The organism is Kitasatospora sp. GAS1066B, from assembly GCF_041262605.1.
Classification (GTDB): Bacteria; Actinomycetota; Actinomycetes; order Streptomycetales; family Streptomycetaceae; genus Kitasatospora.
The window spans coordinates 164,653-188,125 of the sequence record NZ_JBGCCO010000010.1 but is presented as its reverse complement, the minus strand read 5'-3'; the positions used below and the strand labels follow the sequence as shown (position 1 = coordinate 188,125).

The window sequence follows — 23,473 nt, the reverse complement described above, 5'->3', positions numbered from 1 at the left end:
AAGCTCTCATGTCCAAGCCACTGCCCACCTCCGTCCGTACCCACTTCACCGCCCTGCGGTTCCTGCTGGTGATGACGGTGATCCTCGGGATCGCCTACCCGCTGCTGGTCACCGGGATCAGCCAGGTCGCCTTCAGCCAGAAGGCCAACGGCTCGATCATCAAGTCGGCCGACGGCAAGGAGATCGGTTCCAGCCTGATCGGCCAGAACTTCAACCTGCCGAAGAAGAACCCGAACGACCCCAACGAGCAGGCCCAGCCGGACCCGAAGTTCTTCCAGCCGCGGCCCTCCGCGGCGGGCAGCACCGGGTACGACCCGACCTCCTCGTCCGGCACCAACCTCGGCCCGAACAGCGACGTGCTGCTGAAGAGCGTCAACGCCGCCCGCGCCTCGGTCGCCGCCTTCGACGGCGTCGACCCGGCCACCGTGCCGGCCGACGCGGTCACCTCCTCAGGCTCGGGCCTGGACCCGAACATCTCGGTGGCCTACGCCAACGAGCAGGTCAACCGGGTCGCCAAGGCCCGCAACCTGACGGTGGACCAGGTCAACGCGCTGGTCGCCAAGTACACCGAGAGCCGCTCGCTCGGCTTCCTCGGTGACCCGGGCGTCAACGTCCTGGAGCTCAACAACGCACTGAACGAGTTGAAGTGACGTACCGTCAGACCGAGTGAAACCGGACCGGCCCGTGCGGGGGAGAGCCCCGCACGGGCCGGTCCGGCCTGTCTCTGCCCACCTTTCGCGAAGAGAGAAGAAGCCCCCCATGGCTCGCGATCTCGCCTCCGCCGCCCCGCCCCGGCGCGGCCGGCTGCGGGTGTACCTCGGCTCGGCCCCCGGCGTCGGCAAGACCTACCGGATGCTGGACGAGGCCCGGCGCAGACAAGAGCGCGGCGCCGACGTCGTGGTGGGCTACATCGAGTGCCACGGGCGCAAGCACACCGAGTCGATGCTGGCGGGCCTGGACGTCATCCCCCGGCTGCACCGCACCTACCGGGGCACCGAGTTCACCGAGATGGACGTCGAGGCGGTGCTGGCGCGCCGCCCGTCCGTGGTCCTGGTGGACGAGCTGGCGCACACCAACATCCCCGGTGGCAAGAACGCCAAGCGCTGGCAGGACGTCGACGACCTGCTGGCGGCCGGCCTGGACGTGATCACCACGGTGAACATCCAGCACCTGGAGAGCCTCAACGACGTCGTCCAGAAGATCACCGGCACCCCCCAGCGGGAGACCGTCCCGGACGAGGTGGTGCGCCGGGCCGACCAGATCGAGCTCGTCGACATGGCGCCGCAGGCCCTGCGCCGCCGGATGGCCCATGGCAACGTCTACAAGGCCGAGAAGGTGGACGCCGCGCTCACCAACTACTTCCGCGTCGGCAATCTGACGGCGCTTCGGGAACTCGCCCTGCTCTGGGTGGCCGGCCGGGTCGACGAGGGACTGCGCGACTACCGGGCCGAGCACAACATCGACCGGGTCTGGGAGACCCGCGAGCGGGTGGTCGTCGCGCTCACCGGCGGCCCGGAGGGCGAGACGCTGATCCGGCGCGCCGCCCGGATCGCCGACCGCACCGCCGCGGGCCAGGTGCTGGCCGTGCACGTCACCCGCAGCGACGGCCTGGCCGGTGCCTCACCCGGCGCGCTGGCCAACCAGCGCCGCCTGGTGGAGACCCTCGGCGGCAGCTACCACGTGGTGGTCGGCGACGACATCCCCACCGCGCTGCTCGGCTTCGCCCGCGCCAACGACGCCACCCAGCTGGTGCTCGGCACCAGCCGGCGCGGCCGGATCAACCGCTTCCTGACCGGCCCGGGCATCGGCGAGACCACCGTCGACGCGTCCGAGGACATCGACGTCCACATGGTCACCCACGAGTTCACCGGGCGCGGCCGGCTGCCCAAGCTCGGGCGGCGGCACTCCAAGCGGCGCACCGTGGCCGGCTTCACCTCGGGCCTGGTGCTGCCGTTCGCACTCACCGGCATGCTCTCCCAGCTGCACCACACCCTCAACCTGACCACCGACGCGCTGCTCTTCCAGCTCGGCGTGGTGGCGGTGGCGCTGCTCGGCGGCTCGGCCTCGGCGCTGGTCGCCTCGCTGATCGCCTCGCTGCTGCTGAACTACTACTTCATCCCGCCGGTGCACACCTTCACCATCGGCGAGCCCAACAACGTGATCGCGCTGGTGGTCTTCGCGATGGTCGCGCTCACCGTCTCCACCGTGGTCGACCGGGCCACCCGGCTGACCGGACGGGCGGCCAGAGCGACCGCCGAGGCCGAGACGCTCTCCGCGCTGGCCGGCACCGTGCTGCGCAGCCAGGACGCCGGCCAGGGCGGCGGCTCGGCCATACCGACCCTGCTGGAGCACTCCCGCAACACCTTCGGCCTGGACTCGGTCGCGCTGCTCTCCCGGGCGAACGGCGAGGTGATCGCCCGCAGCGACTCCGCCGGGGACAGCGCCGTCGATTCCGAGAGCACCGAGGTGCCGGTCGGCTCGGACGCGCTGCTGATCATGACCGGGCGCCGGCTGCCGGCCGACCAACTGCGCCTGCTCACCGCCTTCTCGGCGCACGTGGCCGCCGCGCTGGAGCGCGACCGGCTGGCCGCGGTCGCGGCCGAGGTCGAGCCGATCAAGGCCGCCGACAAGATGCGCACCGCGCTGCTCGCCGCCGTCAGCCACGACCTGCGCACCCCGCTGGCCGCGGCGCTGGCCTCGGTCGGCTCGCTGCGCAGCCCCGACGTCGAGTTCTCGCCCGAGGACCAGGCGGAACTGCTGGCCACCGCCGACGAGTCGCTGGTGCGGCTGAACCGCCTGGTCGACAACCTGCTCGACATGAGCCGCCTGCAGGCCGGCGCCCTCACCCTGCACCTCGGTCCGGTGCACGTCGACGAGGTGCTGCCCCGGGCGCTGGACTCGCTGGCCGACCCGGACGCCCCGGTGCAGCCGCTCGACCTGGAGCTGGTGCCCGCCGTGCTGGCCGACGCGCCGCTGCTGGAGCGGGTGCTGGCCAACGTGATCACCAACGCGCTGCGCTACAACGCGCCCGGCGCGCCGGTGCTGGTCAGTGCCAGCGCCCACCGCGACCAGGTGCAGATCCGGATCGCCGACCGCGGCCCGGGCATCCCGGCCGCCGACCGGGACCGGGTCTTCCTGCCCTTCCAGCGGCTGGGCGACACCGACAACACCACCGGCGTGGGCCTGGGCCTGGCGCTCTCCCGCGGCCTGGCCGAGGCCATGGGCGGCACCTTGGAGGTCGAGGACACCCCCGGGGGCGGCACCACCATGCTGCTCACCCTGCCGACCGCGGCCGAGGAGGACGAGTCGCCGTGAGCAACATCCTGATCGTCGACGACGAGCCGCAGCTGCTGCGCGCGCTGCGGATCAACCTGCGGGCCCGCCAGTACCAGGTGACCACAGCTGCCACCGCGAGCGCCGCACTGGAGGCCGCCGAGCAGAGCCGGCCCGACGCGGTACTGCTCGACCTCGGCCTGCCGGACCTGGACGGGGTCGAGGTGATCCACCGGCTGCGCGGGCGCGGCCCGGTGCCGATCATCGTGCTCTCCGGCCGCAGCGGTGCGGACGACAAGATCCAGGCGCTGGACGCCGGCGCCGACGACTACGTCACCAAGCCGTTCCTGATGGACGAGCTGTTCGCCCGGCTGCGCGCCGTGCTGCGCCGCCCGGTGGCCAGCACGGCCGTCGACCTGGCGGTGCTGGGGGACTGGGCGATCGACCTGACGGCCGGCACCGTCCACCGGGCCGACGGCAGCGCGCGGCCGCTTCGGCTGACCCCGACCGAGTGGAAGATCCTCACCATGCTGCTGGCCAACCCGGGCCGGCTGCTGCCCGGGCGGCAGATCCTGCGCGCGGTCTGGGGACCGGGTCACGAGGAGCGCGGCAACTACCTGCGGGTCTACTTCGCCGGCCTGCGCCGCAAGCTGGAGCGCGACCCGGCCAGGCCCCGGCACCTGATCACCGAGCCGGGGATCGGCTACCGCTACGAGCCGTAGCGAGGTGGCCTGACACACCGGGTGCTAATGATCCGTCAAGACGGGCACCCCGGGTGCCAAGGGTGCGTCAGTACGGAGCAGAATCGTCAGGCCCAGGAGCTAGCGTCAGCCGTGCGGAAACGGTTCCGCTCCGCTCCGACGGGGGAGCCCGGCCTGACGCCGGGACAGGAGCTGGACCGCGCCGGACGCCGGCGGCCCCTCACGGGGACCGCCGGCCGGTGGCGGCCAGGTAACGGGGAGGGACGCGCGGCCATGGCAGCGGGAGTAAGACCACCGGTTGCACCGGGGGAGAGCTCGTCCGAGCGGACGGGTTCGGTGGCCACCGACGGGACTTCCGTGCCGCGCGATCCCCGTACCGCCGGCGCGCCGGGCGCCGCGGCGTCGGCCGCGCGGCCGCGGCCCACCGGGCTCGCCCGGCTCCGCAGCCGGGCCTACTGGACCACCCCGCGCCGGGTCCGCGCGCTGACCGCGGCCGCGCTGGCCGCCGTGCTGCTCTTCGCCGGCGTGGCCTACACCGTGCTCAGCGGCGGCCGGGACAGCGTGGACACGATCGGCCACCACACCGCCCCGCAGGCCGAACGGGCCTCGGACCTGTACTTCGCGCTCAGCGACCTGGACGCCCAGGCGGCCAACCTGCTGCTGGTCGGTGCCGACGAGCCCGACTTCGCCAAGCGCAAGGCCGTCCACGACACCTACGACCAGCGCCGGGCCCAGGCCGACGCCGACCTGGAGCAGGCCGCCGAGGCGCTCTCCGGCGACCCGGTGGGCCGCAAGGCCGTCCAGGACGAGCTGGACGCGCTCGGCCAGTACGAGGCCCTGGTGGCCCGCTCCGACCTCCAGGAGTCCAACGCCAAGTCGCTGCCCGGCAAGCCGTCGTCCGACGCGCTCAGCTCCTACCAGCAGGCCACCGACCTGCTGCGCAGCCGGCTGCTGCCGGACGCCGACCAGGTGGCCAGCTCCAACGCGGCCAAGGTGGACGGCACTTACACCACGCAGTCCGCCGCGCTCGACTCCGGCTGGTGGTGGCTGCTGGTCACCGGCCTGCTCGCGCTGGGCGTCCTGGCCGCGCTGCAGCGCACCCTGACGGTCCGTTACCGGCGGCTGATCAGCCCGCCGCTGGTCGCGGCCCTGCTGCTGACCGCGATCGGCCTGGGCTACGGCCTCTCGCTGGTCTCCGGCACCAAGGACCGGCTGCACAACGCCAAGGCCAACGCCTACGACTCGGTGATCGCGCTGAGCCGGGCCAAGGCGATCGCCTACGACAGCAACGCCGACGAGAGCCGCTGGCTGAGCGACCCGAGCCGGGGCGACGGCTACCAGCAGTCCTTCCTCGACAAGAGCCGGCAGATCGCCAAGCTGGACGGCAGCACGCTCGCCGCCTACGACACCGCGCTGGACACGGCGATCGCCGCCCACCAGAGCTCGCCGGCCGACGTGACGTTCGGCGGCTACCTCGGCGACGAGGAGCGCAACATCACCTTCCCCGGTGAGCAGCAGGCCGCCGACCAGGTGCTGGCCGACTTCCGGACCTACCAGCAGGACGACCGCAAGATCCGCCAGTTCGTCCAGCAGGGCCACCTCGCGGACGCCATCGCGTTCGACACCGGCACCGCGACCGGGCAGTCGGACGGGGACTTCAGCCAGCTGAGCGACGCCTTCGACAAGGTGGTGGCGATCAACCAGCAGGCCTTCGACTCCTCGATCCAGCAGAGCGACTCCGCGCTCGGCACCGGCGCCGCCGTGGCCGCCGCGCTGCTGCTGGCGGGCGCCCTGGCGCTGACCGTGCTGGCGGTCCGGCCCCGGCTGCGCGAGTACCGCTGATCAGCCCAGGGCCGCACGGACTCTGCCCGGTCAGGCCCTCACGGGTGCCCGCCCTGCCGCGGCAGGGCGAGCGCCACGGTGTCCGCGAACTCCCGCACCGCGCTGGTGCGGGAGACCACCCGGCCGGCGTGCACCACCAGCCGGCTGTGGCCGCCGGACAGCGCACCCGCCAGGCTGTCCCCGCGCACCGCGAGCAGCTCGGCCGGGAACCCGGCGTCCACCCGGACCGACGGCAGTCCCATCAGCAGCCTGGCCTGCCCGCTGATCGCCTCGTAGGCCTCGGTCACGCTCAACGCGCCGCCGGCCGCCAGCAGGTAGGCGGCCTCCAGCGGATCGGCCCGGCCGACCGGGTTGACCGCGTCCCGCAGCGCGCCGCTGCCCGCCGCCAGCGGGATCTGTCGACCGGTCAGCTCCCGGACCACCGCCGGGCTCAGGCCGTACGGCGGCCCCTCCACCGCGCCGCAGGCGCCGCTCTGCGGCAGGCAGACCACCCGCAGCCCGGCCGCCCGCAGCCCCGCCGCGCCGTCCGGCGCCAGCCGGTCGCACGGGCCCACCGCTACCCGGGGGCGCAGCGGTGCCAGCAGCGCGGTGATCCGGGCCAGCCGGGCCGGGTCGGCGCCGCGCAGGTGCAGGTCGACGGGGCAGTCGAAGTCGGTCGCCGCGGCCACCACGGCCTGCACGTAGCCGACCGGATCGGGGTCCAGCTCGGGGCAGCCGCCCACCGCGTCCGCGCCCATCCGCAGCGCCTCGCGCAGCTGCGCCCGCCCGTCCGCGCCCGCCGTCCCGGTGAGCAGCCGGGGCACCGCCACCGCCTGCAGGCCCGCCAGCCCGCGCAGCGCCTGGCGCGCCGTGAGGACGGCCTCCAGCCGGCCGAGCCCGGGCGGACCACCGATCCGCACATGGGTGCGCTGGGCGGTGGCGCCGTAGCCGAGCGAGGTGAGCGCGGCCTCGGTGACCCGGCGGATCAGCTCCCCGGGCGCCTCCGTACCCGGGCCGCGCGGGTCGGGCGGGCGACCGGTGAAGGCGGTGTCGTGGTGCGCGTGCGGCTCGGCGGGGGCCGGCAGCAGCAGATAGCCCGTCAGATCGATCCGGGCGCCCTCGGCGACGGCCGGTTCGGAGCCGCTGACCGCGCCGGCCGGCAGCGCCGACTGCGGCAGCGGGCCCAGGCTCCCGGCGGTGCCGACGGCCTGGATCCGGTCGCCGCTGATCCGCACGTCGACCACCCGGCCGTCGACCAGCCGGGCGCCGCTGAGCAGCAGCACCGGGCCGTGGTCGAGCGGGTTGCAGCCGCCGTCCGGGCTCATCGGTCGGCTCCTCCCAGTCCGGAAGATCACTGGCGGTCGAGCCTATGGTCAGCGCGCGCCCGGGGCGGGGAGGCTCGCGGCACGGCCGACCAGTCGCCGAGCAGCCGATCGCCGAACGGCAGGCCTCAGCTCGCCAGTCCGTGCGAGCCGCCGACCTGCGATCTTGCGCTCGGCATACGGATTTCACCTCTGGCCCCGAACCGTGTAATCTCTTCCTCGTTCAACCGGTTCGCCCCTATAGCTCAGTCGGTAGAGCGTCTCCATGGTAAGGAGAAGGTCTGCGGTTCGATTCCGCATGGGGGCTCTGGTGAACAGGATTCCGCTAGTTGGATTCTGATCACCAAAGCGGTGTAGCTCAGTTGGTAGAGCAAGCGGCTCATAATCGCTGTGTCACCGGTTCAAGTCCGGTCACCGCTACCCCGCGTAGTCGGTCGGGAGATCGCACTCCCGATCGGCTACTCTTGTTGTGTCATCACCCCATTGTTGTCCAAGGAAGGCACTCCCGTGGCTGCCACCGACGTCCGCCCGAAGATCACGCTGGCCTGCGTGGAGTGCAAGGAGCGGAACTACATCACCAAGAAGAACCGGCGTAACGACCCGGACCGCCTGGAGATGAAGAAGCACTGCCCCCGCTGCAACTCGCACACCGCTCACCGCGAGACCCGCTGACCCCGTAGGGCGTCGCCGGGCCTGGCTGTGACAGGTCCTTAGGCCTCAGGCCGCATCCCTTCGGGGGTGCGGCCTGAAGTCGTTTTCGCACACGCCGACTTGAGGAGTAGTCCATGGCGCTCGACCCCTCCTTCATCGGGCGGTCGTACCCGCCCACCGAGCCGTACGAGGTGGGCCGGGAGAAGATCCGGGAGTTCGCCGTCGCGATCGGCGACGCCAACCCGGTGTACACCGACCCGGAGGCGGCCAAGGCGCTCGGGCACCCGGACGTGATCGCTCCGCTGACCTTCCCGTTCGTGCTCAGCTACGCGGCCGCCGCGCAGGTGGTGGCCGATCCGGAGCTGGGGCTGGACTTCAGCCGGGTGGTGCACGGGGACCAGAAGTTCGAGTACACCCGCCCGCTGCGGGCCGGTGACCGGGTCCGGGTGGCGATCAGCATCGCCAACATCAAGTCGCTGGCCGGCAACGACGTGCTCACGGTGAAGGGCGAGATCGCCGACGAGAGCGGTGAGCACGTGGTGACGTCCATCATGACCCTGGTCGCCCGGGCGGCCGACGACGCGGCAGGGGAGTAGCACGATGGCTGTGAACTTCGACGAGGTCGAGGTCGGGACCGAGCTGCCCGCCCAGTCCTTCCCGGTGACCCGCGCCACGCTGGTGCGCTACGCCGGCGCCTCGGGGGACTTCAACCCGATCCACTGGAACGAGCGGTTCGCCCACCAGGTCGGCCTGCCCGACGTCATCGCGCACGGCATGTTCACCATGGCCGAGGCGCTGCGGGTGGTCACCGACTGGACCGGGGACCCCGGCGCGGTGGTGGAGTACGGCGTGCGGTTCACCAAGCCCGTGGTGGTGCCCGACGACGACCGCGGCGCCGTGATCGAGGTCACCGGCACGGTGGCCAAGCTGCTGGAGGACCGCCGGGTGCGGGTGGACCTGCTGGCCACCAGTGCCGGTCAGAAGGTGCTCGGGATGTCCCGCGCCGTGGTCCAGCTGGCGTGAGCGAGCCGGGGGCGGACCGGGCATCCACTACCGTGGAGCGCGTGCACGTGACCGAGAACGCCCCCCTCGCCCCGCTGACCACGCTGCGGCTCGGCGGCCCGGCCCGCCGTCTGGTGACCGCGCGCACCGACGCCGAGGTGGTCGCCGCCGTCCAGGCCGCCGACGCGGCGGGCGAGCCGCTGCTGGTGCTCGGCGGCGGCAGCAACCTGGTGATCGGCGACGCCGGCTTCCCCGGCACCGTGCTGAGGATCGCCACCACCGGTTTCGAGCTGACCGGCACCGAGCTGGAGTTGGCGGCCGGCGAGGTCTGGTCCGAGGCGGTGGCCCGCACCGTCGAGGCCGGCCTGGCGGGCATCGAGTTCCTGGCCGGCATCCCCGGCTCGGCCGGCGCCACGCCGGTGCAGAACGTCGGCGCGTACGGCCAGGAGGTCGCGCAGACCATCACCGAGGTGGTCGCCTACGACCGGCAGGCCCGTGAGACGGTCACCCTGCCCGCCGCCGACTGCGCCTTCTCCTACCGGCACAGCCGCTTCAAGGCCGATCCCGAGCGCTACGTGGTGCTCCGGGTCAGGTTCGCCCTGGAGGAGGCCGGCGGTGACTCCAGCCCGGTCCGGTACGCCGAGGTGGCCAGGACCCTGGGCGTCGAGGCCGGGCAGCGGGTGCCGCTGAGCACCGCGTACCGGACGGTGCTGGGGCTGCGGGCCGGCAAGGGCATGGTGCTGGACCCGGCGGACCACGACACCTGGTCGGCCGGCTCCTTCTTCACCAATCCGGTGCTGACGCCCGAGCAGTACCGGGCCTTCCAGGACCGGCTGGCCGAGCGGTCGATGACGGCCCCGGCCTACCCGGCGCCGGACGGCCACACCAAGACCTCCGCCGCCTGGCTGATCGACAAGGCCGGCTTCACCAAGGGCTACGGCAGCGGTCCGGCCACCCTCTCCACCAAGCACACCCTGGCCCTGACCAACCGGGGCCGGGCCACCACCGAGGACCTGCTCGTGCTGGCCCGTGAGGTCCGGGACGGCGTGCACGCGGTCTTCGGGGTGCGGCTGGTCAACGAGCCGGTGATGGTGGGCGTCCGGCTCTGAGGCGCGCGGCGGTCAGCGGCGCGCTCGGCGGGTCGCCGCCCACAGCACCAGCCCGAGGAGTATCAGCACCACCACCAAGGTCAGGCCCAGCCCGGCCCCGTGGGTGCTGCGGTAGTAGTAGCTGTGGTGGACCACGACCACGTGGTGCACCACCACGTGGTGCGTCGTCGTACTGGTGTGCGTGATGTGGCTCGTCGTGTGATGAGAACTCATGGGGCGTCAGCTTTCCATGCGCGCCACGGGCTTGGTCAGCCAGGTGTCGATCTCCGCGAGCAGCTCCTTGCGCACCCCCTCCGGCGCGCGCGAGCCGCGGACCGACTGGCGGGCCAGTTCGGCCAGTTCGGGGTCGGAGAAACCGTGCACCGTCCGGGCCAGCTCGTACTGGGCGGCCAGCCGGGAGCCGAACAGCAACGGATCGTCGGCGCCGAGCGCGAGCGGCACCCCGGCGTCGAAGAGCGCGCGCAGCGGCACGGCGCCGGCCCGCTCGTAGACCCCGAGCGCGACGTTGGAGGCCGGGCAGACCTCGCAGGTGATCTGACGGTCCGCCAGCCGCTGCAGCAGCCGCGGGTCCTCGGCGGCCCGCACCCCGTGGCCGATCCGGCCGGCGCCCAGGTCGTCCAGGCAGTCGCGCACCGACTCGGGCCCGGCGAGCTCACCGCCGTGCGGGGCGGCCAGCAGGCCGGCCTTGCGGACGATCGCGAAGGCCCGGTCGAAGTCCCTGGCCAGCCCGCGCCGCTCGTCGTTGGAGAGCCCGAAGCCGACCACGCCGTCCTCCGCGTAGCGGACCGCGAGCCGGGCCAGCGTGCGGGCGTCCATCGGCGACTTCATCCGGTTCGCGGCGACCAGCACCCGGATCCCCACCCCGGTGGCCGCCGAGGCCTCCCGCACGGCGTCCAGGATCAGCTCCAGCGCGGGGATCAGCCCGCCGAGCCGCGGTGCGTAGGAGGTCGGGTCGACCTGGATCTCCAGCCAGCGCGAGCCGTCCGCCACCTCGTCCTCGGCGGTCTCCCGGACCAGCCGCCGGATGTCCTGCTCGTCGCGCAGCACCGAGCGGGCGGTGTCGTAGAGACGCTGGAACCGGAACCAGCCACGCTCGTCGGTGGCCCGCAACTTGGGCGGCGCGGCGGAACTGAGTGCCTCCGGCAGCCGGACCCGGTGCTTCTCGGCCAGCTCCAGCAGCGTGGTCGGGCGCATCGAACCGGTGAAGTGCAGGTGCAGATGGGCCTTCGGCAGCGCCCGGACATCTCGCTGTTCCACTGCGTGCTGTTCCATTGGCGAATCCTGCCGCATCGACCTCGGATACGGGAACCGCCCCTGGCACATCCCTCGAAGGAGTGACAGGGGCGGTGCGCCGCAAGCTGATCAGTCCTGCGCCTCGCCCAGCAGCTTCTGCATCCGGCTCACGCCCTCGGCCAGGTCGGCATCGCCCAGCGCGTAGGAGAGCCGCAGGTAGCCGGGGGTGCCGAAGGCCTCGCCGGGGACCACCGCGACCTCGGCCTCGTCCAGGATCAGCGCGGCCAGCTCGGCGGAGGTCTGCGGGCGCTTGCCGCGGATCTCCTTGCCCAGCAGGCCCTTGACCGACGGGTAGACGTAGAAGGCGCCGAGCGGCTCGGGGCAGATCAGACCGTCGATCTCGTTGAGCATCCGCACGATGGTCTGCCGGCGCCGGTCGAAGGCGACCTTCATCTCCTCGACGGCCGTCAGGTCACCGCTGACCGCGGCCAGCGCGGCCCGCTGGGCGACGTTGCTGACGTTCGAGGTGGCGTGCGACTGCAGGTTGGCGGCGGCGGCCACCACGTCCTTGGGGCCGATCATCCAGCCGACCCGCCAGCCGGTCATCGCGTAGGTCTTGGCCACCCCGTTGACCACGATGCACTTGTCGGCCAGCTGCGGCAGCAGCGCGGGCAGCGAGGTGAAGGTGGCGTCGCCGTAGACCAGGTGCTGGTAGATCTCGTCGGTCAGCACCCACAGGCCGTGCTCCAGCGCCCAGCGGCCGATCGCCTCCGCCTCGGCCTCGGTGTAGACCGAGCCGGTCGGGTTGGACGGCGAGACGAAGAGCACCACCTTGGTGTTCTCGGTGCGGGCCGCCTCCAGCTGGGCCACCGAGACCTTGTAGTCGGTGGTCTCGTCGGCCACCACCTCGACCGGCACCCCGCCGGCCAGCTGGATCGACTCGGGGTAGGTGGTCCAGTACGGAGCGGGGACGATCACCTCGTCACCCGGGTCCAGGATCGCGGCGAAGGCCTCGTAGATGGCCTGCTTGCCGCCGTTGGTCACCAGCACCTGGGAGGCGTCGACCTGGTAGCCGGAGTCCCGCAGGGTCTTCGCCGCGATCGCCGCCTTGAGCTCGGGCAGGCCGCCGGCGGGGGTGTACCGGTGGTTCTTCGGGTCCCGGCAGGCCTCGACGGCGGCCTCGACGATGTAGCCGGGGGTGGGGAAGTCGGGTTCCCCGGCCCCGAAGCCGATCACCGGGCGGCCGGCCGCCTTCAGGGCCTTGGCCTTGGCATCGACCGCGAGGGTGGCGGACTCGGCGATGGCGCCGATCCGGGCGGAGACCCGGCGGTCGGCGGGGCGGACGTTGGCGGGGGTGAAGTCGCTCATACCTGCATCGTCGCAGAAGCGGCCGGGCCGGTGGTGCGGCGTTTCACGATCCGTACGGGTCGGGTCCGCATGGTGAAGAGGTTCGACCAAACGCCGCCGAACCCGTACACTCACTGATCGACGGCAGCGCCCGCCACCACACGGATCCGAAGCGTTCACCACGTGGGCTCCGGGATGGGGTAGGTTAAGCGTCGACTCCGGCACCGCGAGGCGCCGAAGGGCACTAGCTCAATTGGTAGAGCACCGGTCTCCAAAACCGGCGGTTGGGGGTTCAAGTCCCTCGTGCCCTGCTGCCAGATCCTCGTCCAGCCCGTTCGCTCCACAAGAGCGAGCGGGCTTGATGCGGAGAGGGCGCCAATGTTTTTTGCTGTACATTTGTTCGATTTTGCCAGCACTGCGCCGGATCGCCCGTGCTTCCATGGCACGTCAGTGACCTTCGGCAGGACCCGGATTCAGGTGAGGACGAGTGACGGAGACCACGGGCTCCACCGCAACGCCTGAGAGCGGCAACCCCGAGGGTGCCGAGGACACGGCGCCGATCGAGGATGCCGTAGAGGGCGCCGCGACCGAGGACGGCAAGACGCTCTCGCGCCGCGACCGCAAGCGCGCCAACCGCGCGGCGGGCGGCGACGGCAAGAGCGGCGGCAAGCGTGCCAGGCAGGGCGTCTTCGCCCGGATCGGCCTGTACTACCGGCAGATCATCGCCGAGCTGCGCAAGGTCGTCTGGCCGACCAAGAGCGAGCTGATGAACTACACCAGCGTCGTGGTGGTCTTCGTGGCCGTCATGATCGGTCTGGTCGCGACCCTCGACTGGGGCTTCGCCAAGGCCAGCTTCTGGATCTTCGGCTGATCCAGCCCCCACAGCTTCACCCCCGACCCGGGTCGGCCCCTCACGAGCACCAACGGGGGACCGCCCGGGTCGAGCTGTCGCCGCCGCGCGGACGAGCCCGCTACCGTTGAGTCGGTACTGTTGGGACTTCGAGTCACCGCCGCTCCGCGCCCGCGCATCGGGCCGGCGACCGGTGTGGCCCGGAGCCGTACCATCTCCACCCCTCCAGGAAAGAAGCAGCCACCGTGTCTGAGTCCCCTCTGTACGACGCCGACGAGCCCGTCCGCGAGGCGGATGTCGCCGCCGAGCTGGATGCGGCTGAGGCTGCCGACGCCGAGGCCGCCACCGTCGAGGCCGACGCTGTCGAGGCCGCTGAGGACGGGGACTTCTCCGAGGACGCCGAGCAGATCGTCGACGCCGTGGATGGCGACGAGGACGAGGTCGAGGCGGCGGAGGCCGAGACCGGCCTGCCCGCCGAGGAGGCCGCGCTGCACGAGGTGGGCGACGCCGAGGCGGCCGCCGACGAGGCGTTCACCGAGGTCGCCGTCGAGGAGGAGCCGGCCGAGGAGGTCGACCCGGTCGCCAAGTTCCGCGAGGAGCTGCGCACCCTGCCCGGCGAGTGGTACGTGATCCACACCTACGCCGGCTACGAGAACCGGGTGAAGCAGAACCTGGAGCAGCGCGCCGTCTCGCTGAACGTCGAGGAGTACATCTTCCAGGCCGAGGTGCCGCAGGAAGAGGTCGTCCAGATCAAGAACGGCGACCGCAAGACGATCCGGCAGAACAAGCTCCCCGGCTACGTGCTGGTCCGCCTCGACCTGACCGCCGAGTCCTGGGGCGTGGTGCGCAACACCCCGGGTGTCACCGGCTTCGTCGGCAACGCCTACGACCCGTACCCGCTGACCCTGGACGAGGTCGTCAAGATGCTCGCCCCCGACGTCGAGCGTGCGGCGGCCAAGGAGGCCGGCCGGCCCTCGCAGGTCCGCCCGGCCGAGATCCAGGTGCTCGACTTCGAGGTCGGCGACTCGGTCACCGTCACCGACGGTCCGTTCGCCACCCTGCAGGCGACCATCAACGAGATCAACCCCGACTCGAAGAAGGTCAAGGGCCTGGTCGAGATCTTCGGTCGCGAGACCCCGGTCGAGCTGTCGTTCGACCAGATCCAGAAGAACTGACCGCAGAGCCTTCTCGGGGGCGGGGCCCAGGCCCCGCCCCCGAACCCGTTTTGGCCGGGCGACGTATCCGCGTTAGCCTGGTCCGCTGTGTGTACGCATACCCGGGTGTCGCCCCGGAGCCGTGCACACGTCCATCGAAGGAAGGACCCGGAGAGACATGCCTCCCAAGAAGAAGAAGGTCACGGGGCTTATCAAGCTCCAGATCAACGCCGGTGCGGCCAACCCGGCCCCGCCGGTCGGCCCCGCGCTGGGTCAGCACGGCGTCAACATCATGGAGTTCTGCAAGGCCTACAACGCCGCGACCGAGTCGCAGCGTGGCATGGTCGTGCCGGTGGAGATCACGGTCTACGACGACCGCAGCTTCACCTTCATCACCAAGACTCCGCCGGCCGCGCGCCTCATCCTGAAGGCCGCGGGCGTGGAGAAGGGCTCCGGCGAGCCGCACAAGACCAAGGTCGCCAAGCTGACCTCGGCCCAGGTGCGCGAGATCGCCACCACCAAGCTCCCCGACCTGAACGCCAACGACCTGGACGCCGCCGCGAAGATCATCGCGGGTACCGCCCGGTCCATGGGCATCACGGTCGAGGGCTGAACCCCTTCTTTCGTCGTTCAGTGGTAGGGCCAGCGCGGCCCGTACACCACGACTCCACAACTCAGGAGCAGCAGTGAAGCGCAGCAAGGCTCTCAAGGCCGCGGACCTCAAGGTCGACAGCGACCGCCTGTACGCCCCGCTCGAGGCCATCCGCCTCGCCCGGGAGACCTCCACCAGCAAGTTCGACGCGACCGTCGAGGTTGCCATGCGTCTGGGTGTCGACCCGCGCAAGGCCGACCAGATGGTCCGCAGCACCGTCAACCTGCCGCACGGTACCGGTAAGACCGCCCGGGTCCTGGTCTTCGCGACCGGTGACCGTGCCGCGGCTGCGGAGGCTGCGGGCGCCGACATCGTCGGCTCCGACGAGCTGATCGACGAGGTCGCCAAGGGTCGCCTGGACTTCGACGCCGTCGTCGCCACCCCGGACCTGATGGGCAAGGTCGGCCGCCTGGGCCGCGTGCTCGGTCCGCGTGGTCTGATGCCGAACCCGAAGACCGGCACCGTCACCCCGGACGTGGCGAAGGCTGTCACCGACATCAAGGGTGGCAAGATCGAGTTCCGCGTGGACAAGCACTCGAACCTGCACTTCATCATCGGGAAGGCCTCCTTCACCGACGAGCAGCTGGTCGAGAACTACGCCGCGGCGCTGGACGAGGTCCTGCGGGCCAAGCCGTCCGCCGCCAAGGGTCGCTACATCAAGAAGACCGCGATCTCCACCACGATCGGCCCCGGCATCCAGGTCGACCCGAACCGCACCCGGAACCTCCTCGTCGAGGAAGACCCGGCGTCGGTCTGACGCCGAGCGAGCTTGCGAGTGAGGTGGCAGGACCAGCCCATTCGCACAGCGTCGGTCTGATCCACCTGATGTGATCCATCTGGTCGGACCGATCTGGTCTGACGCACCGTCAGGGCCCGTGCTCCACAGGGAGCACGGGCCCTGACCCGTTCTCGCCCCGGGAACCGAAACCCCCTCTCACCCTGTCCTCATGGTCGGTTAGAGTCCGCAGGTCATCAGAGAGACGTACAAAAGGGGGAATCACCGTGCGCATCGTGCGGATCGCGGCGGCGTTGACCGGGTCGGCCCTGCTGATCGGGTCGCTGGCGGCCTGCGGGAGCAGCGCCAAGTCGAGCACCGGCGCCACCGGCGGGAACGCGGGTGCGCCCGCCCTGCCGGACCTCGGGCCGAAGGCTGAGCTGGTCGCGGCGGCCGCCGTGATGCAGAAGGCCGGCAGCGCCGACGTCGCCCTCACCTCCGCCGGCGGCTCCTCGGGCAGCGGCAGTGGCGTCTACGCCTGGAGCGGCAAGCCGGCCCTGGACCTGTCCGAGCAGCAGTCCGGCAAGACGATCAAGTTCCGGGCGGTGGACGGCAGCTCCTACCTCGGCGTGGACGACACCCAGGCCGCCACCGTCGGTGGCAAGCACTGGCTCGACCTCACCACGTCGTCCGGCGCCGCCGGCATGGGCGATCCGTTCACCGCGCTGGCCGTGCTGATGAACCCGGCCGCCGAGCTCACCGTCGCCGCGCAGAACGGCACGCTCAGCAAGGTCGGCTCGGAGCAGGTGGCGGGCACCGGCACCACGCACTACCGCAGCTCGATGCCGGCCCAGAGCCTGGTCGACCAGCTGCCCAACCTCACCGACGCGCAGCGCAAGGCCGCCCTGCAGGTGGCCACCTCCGGCGGCGCCACGGTGATCACCGACTTCTGGGTGGACGGCAAGCACCAGCTGGTCCAGATGCAGGAGCAGACCTCCGACGGCTCCTCACCGAGCAGTGGCGCCGGCGGCTCCAGCGCCAGCACCGTCAAGTACTCCAACCTCGGCGTGAAGGTCAGCGTCAGCCCGCCGGCCGCGAGCGACCAGGCCGCCCCGGCCGACGCCCTCAAGCTGCTCAGCAGCCTCGGCTGAATCCCGGCGAGGGGACTCGCATGACCTGACCCCCAGGGGAGCGGTCAACGAACACATGGCACTCTGAGCTGATCGGACCGGAGCAGGAGGCGGGCGTGGCGGGAGCGCACAGGACAGCGGGCGCGGCGGTGGTCGCCGTCGCGCTGGCCGCTGCCCTGGCGGCCTGTGGCGGGGGCGGTGGCCGGCCGGTGGTCGGCGCCACGCCCTCCCCGTCCGTCACCGCCTCCGCCTCGCCCTCCAAGCCGGCCGACCGCTCCCCGCAGGGCGTCCTGCTCTCCGCCGAGCAGGTGCTGCAGACCGCCCGCCGGGCCAAGCTCAGTTACCGCTTCGACAACCCGGACGGCACCAGCGACAGCGCCGACGGGGTGCTCTACTGGGCGCCGCGGACGATCATGCAGCTGACCAAGACCACCCCGGGCGCCACCGATCAGCTGATCGTCATGGACACCATCAGCTACCAGGGGGGCGACGCGGCCACTGCGGCCCGGCTGGGTGGCAAGCACTGGCAGAAGAGCGCCGAGGTGTTGGGCCCCGACGGCCGCCCCGAGACGCCGTTCGCCGCGCTGGTCGACCAGCTCAACCCGCTGCAGGCGGTCACCGCCGCGGCGAACGCCGGCGACCTGCAGAAGGTGGGGGAGGAGAAGGTGGGCGACCAGACCGCGGAGCACTACACCGCCACCGTCACGGTCGCCGGCTACGCGGCCGCCCAGCTCAACCTGCTGACCGCCGACCGCCGCACCCAGCTGGCGGCGACGCTCAGCCAGGGCGGGGTGGGCGCGCTGAGCCTGGATCTCTGGCTCAACGACAAGGACCAGCTGGTCCAGCTCCAGCGTTCCGGTGCCGGCAGCAAGGGCGAGCTGGTGCAGGTGGTGCAGTACAGCGACTTCGGCAGCAGCCAGCTGGCCGTCACCGCGCCGGCCGAGGGCGACACCCAGGACCTCGGCAGCTCCTGAGCCCGCGCACCGGATTTGGTGTCCGTACGCCTCAACCCGTACGCTGGGCTCTGCCAAAGACCGCTGGTTGTCGTGCCGTGTCCGTGAGGAGACGCTCGACCGAAGGATCTGCGCTTCGTCGCAGGCAGCCCGCGCAGGAGTGTCTGGAGCTTGGACTTCCGTCCGTACGGTTTCCCCGTTCGGCCGTCGAGGTCCGTCACGAGCCCCGAGCGCCCTGTGCGCCGGGGCTCTTCTCGTTCTCGCGACGAGTTCTCCGCGAGGGCTTCCTTCCCTTCCAAGGTCCGACGGCACAGTAGGTCGACTTGTCCAGGTCGGCCGACCTCGACATCACGGAAGGAGGCGTAAGCCTATGGCAAGGCCCGACAAGGCTGCTGCCGTCGCGGAGATCGCGGACAAGTTCCGTTCCTCCAACGCGGCCGTGCTGACCGAGTACCGCGGTCTGACGGTGAAGCAGGTCAAGACCCTGCGTCGCTCGCTGGGTGCTAACGCCCAGTACGCCGTGGTGAAGAACACGCTGACCAAGATTGCGGCCAATGAGGCCGGGATCACGGAGCTCGACGACCAGTTCACCGGTCCGACGGCTGTCGCCTTCGTCACCGGTGACCCGGTGGAGTCGGCGAAGGCTCTGCGTGACTTCGCCAAGGAGAACCCGGCTCTCATCATCAAGGGCGGTGTCCTTGACGGTAAGGCGCTGACCGCCGATGAGATCAAGAAGCTCGCGGACCTCGAGTCCCGCGAGGTGCTGCTCGCCAAGCTGGCGGGTGCCATGAAGGCCAAGCCCTCGCAGGCTGCCGCGGTCTTCCAGGCCCTGCCCTCGAAGCTCGTCCGCACCGTGGACGCGCTGCGCGAGAAGAAGGCCGAGCAGGGCGGTGCCGGTACGCCGGCTCCCGCCGAGGACGCCGCCGCCGAGTAATCGGCGACGGGCTGACGCCCTCGCAGCGGGCCCGCGCCCGCCAACCCCGTACATCCCGGCACCACCTGCCGAATTAGTGGAAGGACGCCATCATGGCGAAGCTGTCCCAGGACGACCTGCTCGCGCAGTTCGAGGAGATGACCCTCATCGAGCTCTCCGAGTTCGTGAAGGCGTTCGAGGAGAAGTTCGACGTCACCGCGGCCGTCGCCGTCGCCGCCGGCCCGGCCGGCCCGGCCGCTGCCGTCGAGGCCGTCGAGGAGCAGGACGAGTTCGACGTCATCCTCGAGGGTGCCGGCGACAAGAAGATCCAGGTCATCAAGGAGGTGCGCACCCTGACCTCCCTCGGCCTGAAGGAGGCCAAGGACCTCGTTGACACCGCCGGCGCCAAGGTGCTGGAGAAGGTCGCCAAGGACGTTGCCGAGAAGGCCAAGGCTGCCCTCGAGGCCGCTGGCGCCAAGGTCACCGTCAAGTGACTTCTCGCTCCTGAGCGAGCTCTTCGGGCCGGGCCGGCCACCCCTCGCGGGTGGCCGGCCCGGCCTTTTGCTGTCAGCCTTCTGTCAGCCCCGCCGGGTAAGGTGATCACGTTCCGCTCGCCCACCGCGGCGGGGGCCCCGGCGGCACTTGTGCCGGGTCCGCTGTAACGCGTCGGGTGCCCGGAGCGATGGAGAGTGCGAGGTCCGCGCTTCGGCAGGGCCTTGACGAACGGCACGCGGCGCGCGATTCTCGAGGCGCGCGCCGACACCGCGAGAGCGGTCGGCCGTTAGTTTGAGTGGCCCCTGGATGCATAACCAGGGGGCGCGGCGGGAAATGACTCCACGTGAGTCGCGGTGTCTGCCTCAGGCGAGGTTGGGCACCGCTGCGGTGCGCAGGGGCTGCCCAGGGCAGTAGCAGTGACGGTAGTAGGCAGTGGCAGGTCGAGCAGTAGGGAGTGTCCGATTCGGTCTCCGAATCAGGGCTGGACAGCAGTGTCGCCTTTGGCTACACTGTCCCTTTGCGCTGCCTGTTAGCTGCTCCGTGACTCGTCGCCCGGAGTCTGCGCTGCCCTGACCTGGGGTTTCCCCCCTCGGCAAGGCCCGGCCGGTACGCGCGTAGTGAGCTCCGAGCCCTCGGAAGGACCCCCCCTCTTGGCCGCGCCGCGCAACGCCTCGAACAACGCCAATTCCACCGCCCCGCTCCGCGTCTCCTTCGCGAAGATCAAGGAGCCCCTCGAGGTCCCGAACCTCCTGGCCCTGCAGACCGAGAGCTTTGACTGGCTGCTCGGCAATGCGGCCTGGAAGTCCCGGGTCGAGGCGGCCCTGGAGAGTGGTCAGGACGTCCCCACGAAGTCCGGTCTGGAGGAGATCTTCGAAGAGATCTCCCCGATCGAGGACTTCAGCGGGTCGATGTCCCTGACCTTCCGCGACCACCGTTTCGAGCCGCCGAAGAACTCCATTGACGAGTGCAAGGACCGCGACTTCACCTTCGCGGCCCCGCTCTTCGTCACCGCCGAGTTCACGAACAACGAGACCGGTGAGATCAAGTCTCAGACGGTCTTCATGGGCGACTTCCCGCTCATGACCCACAAGGGCACGTTCGTGATCAACGGCACCGAGCGTGTCGTCGTCTCCCAGCTCGTCCGCTCGCCGGGCGTGTACTTCGACTCCACCCTGGACAAGGTGTCCGACAAGGACATCTACTCCTGCAAGGTCATCCCCTCGCGTGGTGCCTGGCTGGAGATGGAGATCGACAAGCGCGACATGGTCGGTGTCCGCATCGACCGCAAGCGCAAGCAGTCGGTCACCGTGCTGCTCAAGGCTCTCGGCTGGACCAACGAGATGATTCTCGAGGAGTTCGGCGAGTACGAGTCGATGCGCGCCACCCTGGAGAAGGACCACACCCAGGGCCAGGACGACGCGCTGCTCGACATCTACCGCAAGCTGCGTCCCGGCGAGCCGCCGACCCGTGAGGCCGCGCAGACCCTGCTCGAGAACCTCTACTTCAACCCCAAGCGCTACGACCTCGCCAAGGTCGGCCGCTACAAGGTCAACCGCAAGCTGGGCAACGCCGAGTCGCTGGACTCCGGCGTGCTCACCGAGCCCGACATCATCGGTGCGATCAAGTACCTGGTGAAGCTGCACGCGGGCGAGACCGAGTGGCGTGACAACGAGGGTCGCGACATCGTCGTCGAGGTCGATGACATCGACCACTTCGGCAACCGTCGCCTGCGCAACGTCGGCGAGCTCATCCAGAACCAGGTCCGTACCGGCCTGGCCCGGATGGAGCGCGTCGTGCGCGAGCGCATGACCACCCAGGACGTCGAGGCGATCACGCCGCAGACCCTGATCAACATCCGGCCGGTCGTCGCCTCCATCAAGGAGTTCTTCGGCACCAGCCAGCTGTCCCAGTTCATGGACCAGACGAACCCGCTGTCGGGCCTGACCCACAAGCGTCGTCTGTCCGCGCTGGGCCCCGGTGGTCTGTCCCGTGAGCGGGCCGGCTTCGAGGTCCGTGACGTGCACCCCTCGCACTACGGCCGCATGTGTCCGATCGAGACCCCCGAAGGCCCGAACATCGGTCTGATCGGGTCGCTGGCCTCGTACGGCCGGGTGAACGCCTTCGGCTTCATCGAGACCCCGTACCGCAAGGTCGTCGAGGGCATCGTCACCGAGCAGGTGGACTACCTGACCGCTGACGAGGAGGACCGCTTCGTCATCGCGCAGGCCAACGCGCCGCTGACCGAGGACCTGCACTTCGCCGAGCCGCGCGTGCTGGTGCGTCGCCGTGGCGGCGAGATCGACTACATCCCCGGCACCGAGATCGACTACATGGACGTCTCGCCGCGCCAGATGGTGTCGGTCGCGACCGCCATGATCCCCTTCCTCGAGCACGACGACGCCAACCGCGCGCTGATGGGCTCGAACATGATGCGCCAGGCGGTGCCGCTGCTGAAGAGCGAGGCTCCGCTGGTCGGCACCGGCATGGAGTACCGCTGCGCCGTCGACGCCGCGGACGTCATCACCGCCGAGAAGGCCGGTGTGGTGCAGGAGGTCTCGGCCGACTACGTCACCGTGGCCAACGACGACGGCACGTACAACACGTACCGCGCCGCCAAGTTCACCCGCTCCAACCAGGGCACCGCCTTCAACCAGAAGGTGCTCGTGGACGAGGGCGCCCGGGTCGAGGCCGGCCAGGTGCTGGCCGACGGCCCGTGCACCGACGAGGGCGAGATGGCGCTGGGCAAGAACCTGCTCGTCGCCTTCATGTCCTGGGAGGGTCACAACTACGAGGACGCGATCATCCTGTCGCAGCGCCTCGTGCAGGACGACGTCCTCTCCTCGATCCACATCGAGGAGCACGAGGTCGACGCCCGTGACACCAAGCTGGGTCCGGAGGAGATCACCCGGGACATCCCGAACGTCTCCGAGGAGGTCCTCGCCGACCTCGACGAGCGCGGCATCATCCGGATCGGCGCGGACGTCGTCACCGGCGACATCCTGGTCGGCAAGGTCACGCCCAAGGGTGAGACCGAGCTGACCCCGGAGGAGCGCCTGCTCCGCGCGATCTTCGGTGAGAAGGCCCGTGAGGTCCGCGACACCTCGCTGAAGGTGCCGCACGGTGAGTCCGGCAAGGTCATCGGCGTGCGCGTCTTCGACCGCGAAGAGGGCGACGAGCTGCCCCCGGGCGTCAACCAGCTGGTCCGGGTCTACGTGGCCCAGAAGCGCAAGATCACCAACGGTGACAAGCTGGCCGGCCGACACGGCAACAAGGGTGTCATCTCCAAGATCCTCCCCGTCGAGGACATGCCGTTCCTCGAGGACGGCACCCCGGTCGACATCATCCTCAACCCGCTGGGTGTCCCGTCCCGAATGAACCCGGGACAGGTCCTGGAGATCCACCTCGGCTGGCTCGCCCAGCAGGGCTGGGACGTCTCCGGTCTGGCCGACGAGTGGGCCCGCCGCCTGCAGGCGATCGGCGCGGACAAGGTCGAGGGTGGCACCAACCTCGCCACCCCGGTCTTCGACGGCGCCCGCGAGGACGAGATCACCGGTCTGCTGGACCACACCACGCTCACCCGTGACGGCGAGCGCCTGGTGAACTCCACCGGTAAGGCCCGGCTGTTCGACGGCCGTTCCGGCGAGCCGTTCCCGATGCCGATCTCGGTCGGCTACATGTACATCCTCAAGCTGCACCACCTGGTCGACGACAAGCTGCACGCTCGTTCGACCGGTCCGTACTCGATGATCACCCAGCAGCCGCTGGGTGGTAAGGCGCAGTTCGGTGGTCAGCGCTTCGGTGAGATGGAGGTGTGGGCACTCGAGGCTTATGGCGCGGCGTACGCCCTCCAGGAGCTGCTCACCATCAAGTCCGACGACGTCCTGGGCCGCGTGAAGGTCTACGAGGCGATCGTCAAGGGCGAGAACATCCCCGAGCCCGGCATTCCCGAGTCCTTCAAGGTGCTCATCAAGGAAATGCAGTCGCTCTGCCTCAACGTGGAGGTGCTGTCCTCGGACGGTTCCAACATCGAGCTGCGGGACTCCGACGAGGATGTCTTCCGCGCCGCCGAGGAGCTCGGTATTGACCTGTCCCGGCGCGAGCCGAGCAGCGTCGAAGAGGTCTGACGGAGGTTGGGCCGGCTGCGCGATCAGC

The 23,473-nt window shown here is 70.7% G+C and carries 21 protein-coding genes and 3 tRNA genes; 20 read left to right on the top strand and 4 right to left on the bottom strand.

Features of this window, described 5'->3' with window-relative positions; all coding sequences use genetic code 11:
* Nucleotides 1–8 precede the first annotated feature (8 nt).
* From kdpC to ABH937_RS13930, 4 genes are all read left to right on the top strand, one after another.
* Nucleotides 9–650, top strand: coding sequence for a K(+)-transporting ATPase subunit C (kdpC, locus tag ABH937_RS13945; protein WP_370218323.1), 642 nt, complete (start codon nt 9–11; stop codon nt 648–650).
* 109 nt (nt 651–759) lie between these two features.
* The gene (locus ABH937_RS13940) at nt 760–3,315 is read left to right on the top strand and encodes a sensor histidine kinase KdpD (protein ID WP_280693270.1); all 2,556 of its coding nucleotides are present in this window, start codon (nt 760–762) and stop codon (nt 3,313–3,315) included.
* Complete coding sequence (locus ABH937_RS13935; RefSeq protein WP_280693269.1) at nt 3,312–3,995, top strand: response regulator; 684 nt, start codon at nt 3,312–3,314, stop codon at nt 3,993–3,995. The genes ABH937_RS13940 and ABH937_RS13935 overlap by 4 nt, the downstream gene beginning before the upstream one ends.
* 315 nt (nt 3,996–4,310) lie before the next feature.
* Nucleotides 4,311–5,816: a hypothetical protein gene (locus tag ABH937_RS13930; protein ID WP_280693268.1), complete on the top strand. Its 1,506-nt coding sequence runs from the start codon at nt 4,311–4,313 to the stop codon at nt 5,814–5,816.
* 38 nt (nt 5,817–5,854) lie between these two features.
* On the opposite strand, the gene ABH937_RS13925 is transcribed toward ABH937_RS13930, so the two are convergent.
* Nucleotides 5,855–7,120: a hydrolase gene (locus ABH937_RS13925; protein ID WP_280693267.1), complete on the bottom strand. Its 1,266-nt coding sequence runs from the start codon at nt 7,118–7,120 to the stop codon at nt 5,855–5,857.
* Between the two features lie 231 nt (nt 7,121–7,351).
* Here ABH937_RS13925 and ABH937_RS13920 point away from each other — a divergent pair.
* The 6 genes from ABH937_RS13920 (at nt 7,352) to ABH937_RS13895 (ending at nt 9,879) form a co-directional block, all read left to right on the top strand.
* Nucleotides 7,352–7,424 (top strand) — tRNA-Thr (locus tag ABH937_RS13920).
* Nucleotides 7,425–7,464: 40 nt separating this feature from the next.
* Nucleotides 7,465–7,537, top strand: a tRNA-Met gene (locus tag ABH937_RS13915).
* Between the two features lie 87 nt (nt 7,538–7,624).
* Entirely contained in the window at nt 7,625–7,789 is a 165-nt protein-coding gene (gene rpmG, locus ABH937_RS13910; RefSeq protein WP_006604855.1) for a 50S ribosomal protein L33, read from the top strand.
* 113 nt (nt 7,790–7,902) lie between these two features.
* Nucleotides 7,903–8,364 carry a MaoC family dehydratase N-terminal domain-containing protein gene (locus ABH937_RS13905; protein WP_280693266.1) on the top strand — a complete coding sequence of 154 codons (462 nt, stop codon included), beginning with the start codon at nt 7,903–7,905 and terminating at the stop codon, nt 8,362–8,364.
* Nucleotides 8,365–8,368: 4 nt separating this feature from the next.
* Entirely contained in the window at nt 8,369–8,791 is a 423-nt protein-coding gene (locus ABH937_RS13900; RefSeq protein ID WP_280693265.1) for a MaoC family dehydratase, read from the top strand.
* Nucleotides 8,792–8,832: 41 nt separating this feature from the next.
* Entirely contained in the window at nt 8,833–9,879 is a 1,047-nt protein-coding gene (locus tag ABH937_RS13895; protein WP_370218321.1) for a UDP-N-acetylmuramate dehydrogenase, read from the top strand.
* Nucleotides 9,880–9,891: 12 nt separating this feature from the next.
* Here the strand turns inward: ABH937_RS13895 and ABH937_RS13890 are convergent, their stop codons facing one another.
* From ABH937_RS13890 to ABH937_RS13880, 3 genes are all read right to left on the bottom strand, one after another.
* Complete coding sequence (locus ABH937_RS13890; protein WP_280693263.1) at nt 9,892–10,092, bottom strand: hypothetical protein; 201 nt, start codon at nt 10,090–10,092, stop codon at nt 9,892–9,894.
* A gap of 6 nt (nt 10,093–10,098) precedes the next feature.
* Nucleotides 10,099–11,169: an adenosine deaminase gene (locus ABH937_RS13885; protein ID WP_280693262.1), complete on the bottom strand. Its 1,071-nt coding sequence runs from the start codon at nt 11,167–11,169 to the stop codon at nt 10,099–10,101.
* Between the two features lie 72 nt (nt 11,170–11,241).
* Nucleotides 11,242–12,480, bottom strand: a complete 1,239-nt coding sequence (locus ABH937_RS13880; protein WP_280693261.1) for a pyridoxal phosphate-dependent aminotransferase — start codon at nt 12,478–12,480, stop codon at nt 11,242–11,244.
* A 217-nt stretch (nt 12,481–12,697) separates the two neighbouring features.
* On the opposite strand from ABH937_RS13880, the gene ABH937_RS13875 reads away from it, so the two are divergent.
* The 10 genes from ABH937_RS13875 to rpoB all read left to right on the top strand — a co-directional run bounded on the left by ABH937_RS13875 (nt 12,698) and on the right by rpoB (nt 23,445).
* Nucleotides 12,698–12,770, top strand: a tRNA-Trp gene (locus tag ABH937_RS13875).
* Between the two features lie 248 nt (nt 12,771–13,018).
* Nucleotides 13,019–13,330 carry a preprotein translocase subunit SecE gene (secE, locus tag ABH937_RS13870; protein ID WP_370146733.1) on the top strand — a complete coding sequence of 104 codons (312 nt, stop codon included), beginning with the start codon at nt 13,019–13,021 and terminating at the stop codon, nt 13,328–13,330.
* A gap of 224 nt (nt 13,331–13,554) precedes the next feature.
* Nucleotides 13,555–14,484: a transcription termination/antitermination protein NusG gene (gene nusG / locus ABH937_RS13865; protein ID WP_370218320.1), complete on the top strand. Its 930-nt coding sequence runs from the start codon at nt 13,555–13,557 to the stop codon at nt 14,482–14,484.
* Between the two features lie 157 nt (nt 14,485–14,641).
* Nucleotides 14,642–15,076, top strand: coding sequence for a 50S ribosomal protein L11 (gene rplK / locus ABH937_RS13860; RefSeq protein WP_280693259.1), 435 nt, complete (start codon nt 14,642–14,644; stop codon nt 15,074–15,076).
* 73 nt (nt 15,077–15,149) lie between these two features.
* Nucleotides 15,150–15,872, top strand: coding sequence for a 50S ribosomal protein L1 (gene rplA, locus ABH937_RS13855; protein WP_280693258.1), 723 nt, complete (start codon nt 15,150–15,152; stop codon nt 15,870–15,872).
* Nucleotides 15,873–16,117: 245 nt separating this feature from the next.
* On the top strand, nt 16,118–16,981 hold the full coding sequence (locus ABH937_RS13850) for a hypothetical protein (RefSeq protein ID WP_370218319.1): 864 nt from the start codon (nt 16,118–16,120) through the stop codon (nt 16,979–16,981).
* 95 nt (nt 16,982–17,076) lie between these two features.
* A complete protein-coding gene (locus tag ABH937_RS13845) occupies nt 17,077–17,934 on the top strand; it encodes a hypothetical protein (RefSeq protein ID WP_370218317.1) in 858 nt (285 codons plus the stop codon).
* Nucleotides 17,935–18,283: 349 nt separating this feature from the next.
* Nucleotides 18,284–18,847: a 50S ribosomal protein L10 gene (rplJ, locus tag ABH937_RS13840; RefSeq protein ID WP_280693255.1), complete on the top strand. Its 564-nt coding sequence runs from the start codon at nt 18,284–18,286 to the stop codon at nt 18,845–18,847.
* Nucleotides 18,848–18,939: 92 nt separating this feature from the next.
* A complete protein-coding gene (rplL, locus tag ABH937_RS13835; RefSeq protein ID WP_280693254.1) occupies nt 18,940–19,320 on the top strand; it encodes a 50S ribosomal protein L7/L12 in 381 nt (126 codons plus the stop codon).
* A gap of 651 nt (nt 19,321–19,971) precedes the next feature.
* Complete coding sequence (gene rpoB, locus ABH937_RS13830) at nt 19,972–23,445, top strand: DNA-directed RNA polymerase subunit beta (RefSeq protein ID WP_280693253.1); 3,474 nt, start codon at nt 19,972–19,974, stop codon at nt 23,443–23,445.
* The last annotated feature ends 28 nt before the right edge of the window (nt 23,446–23,473 follow it).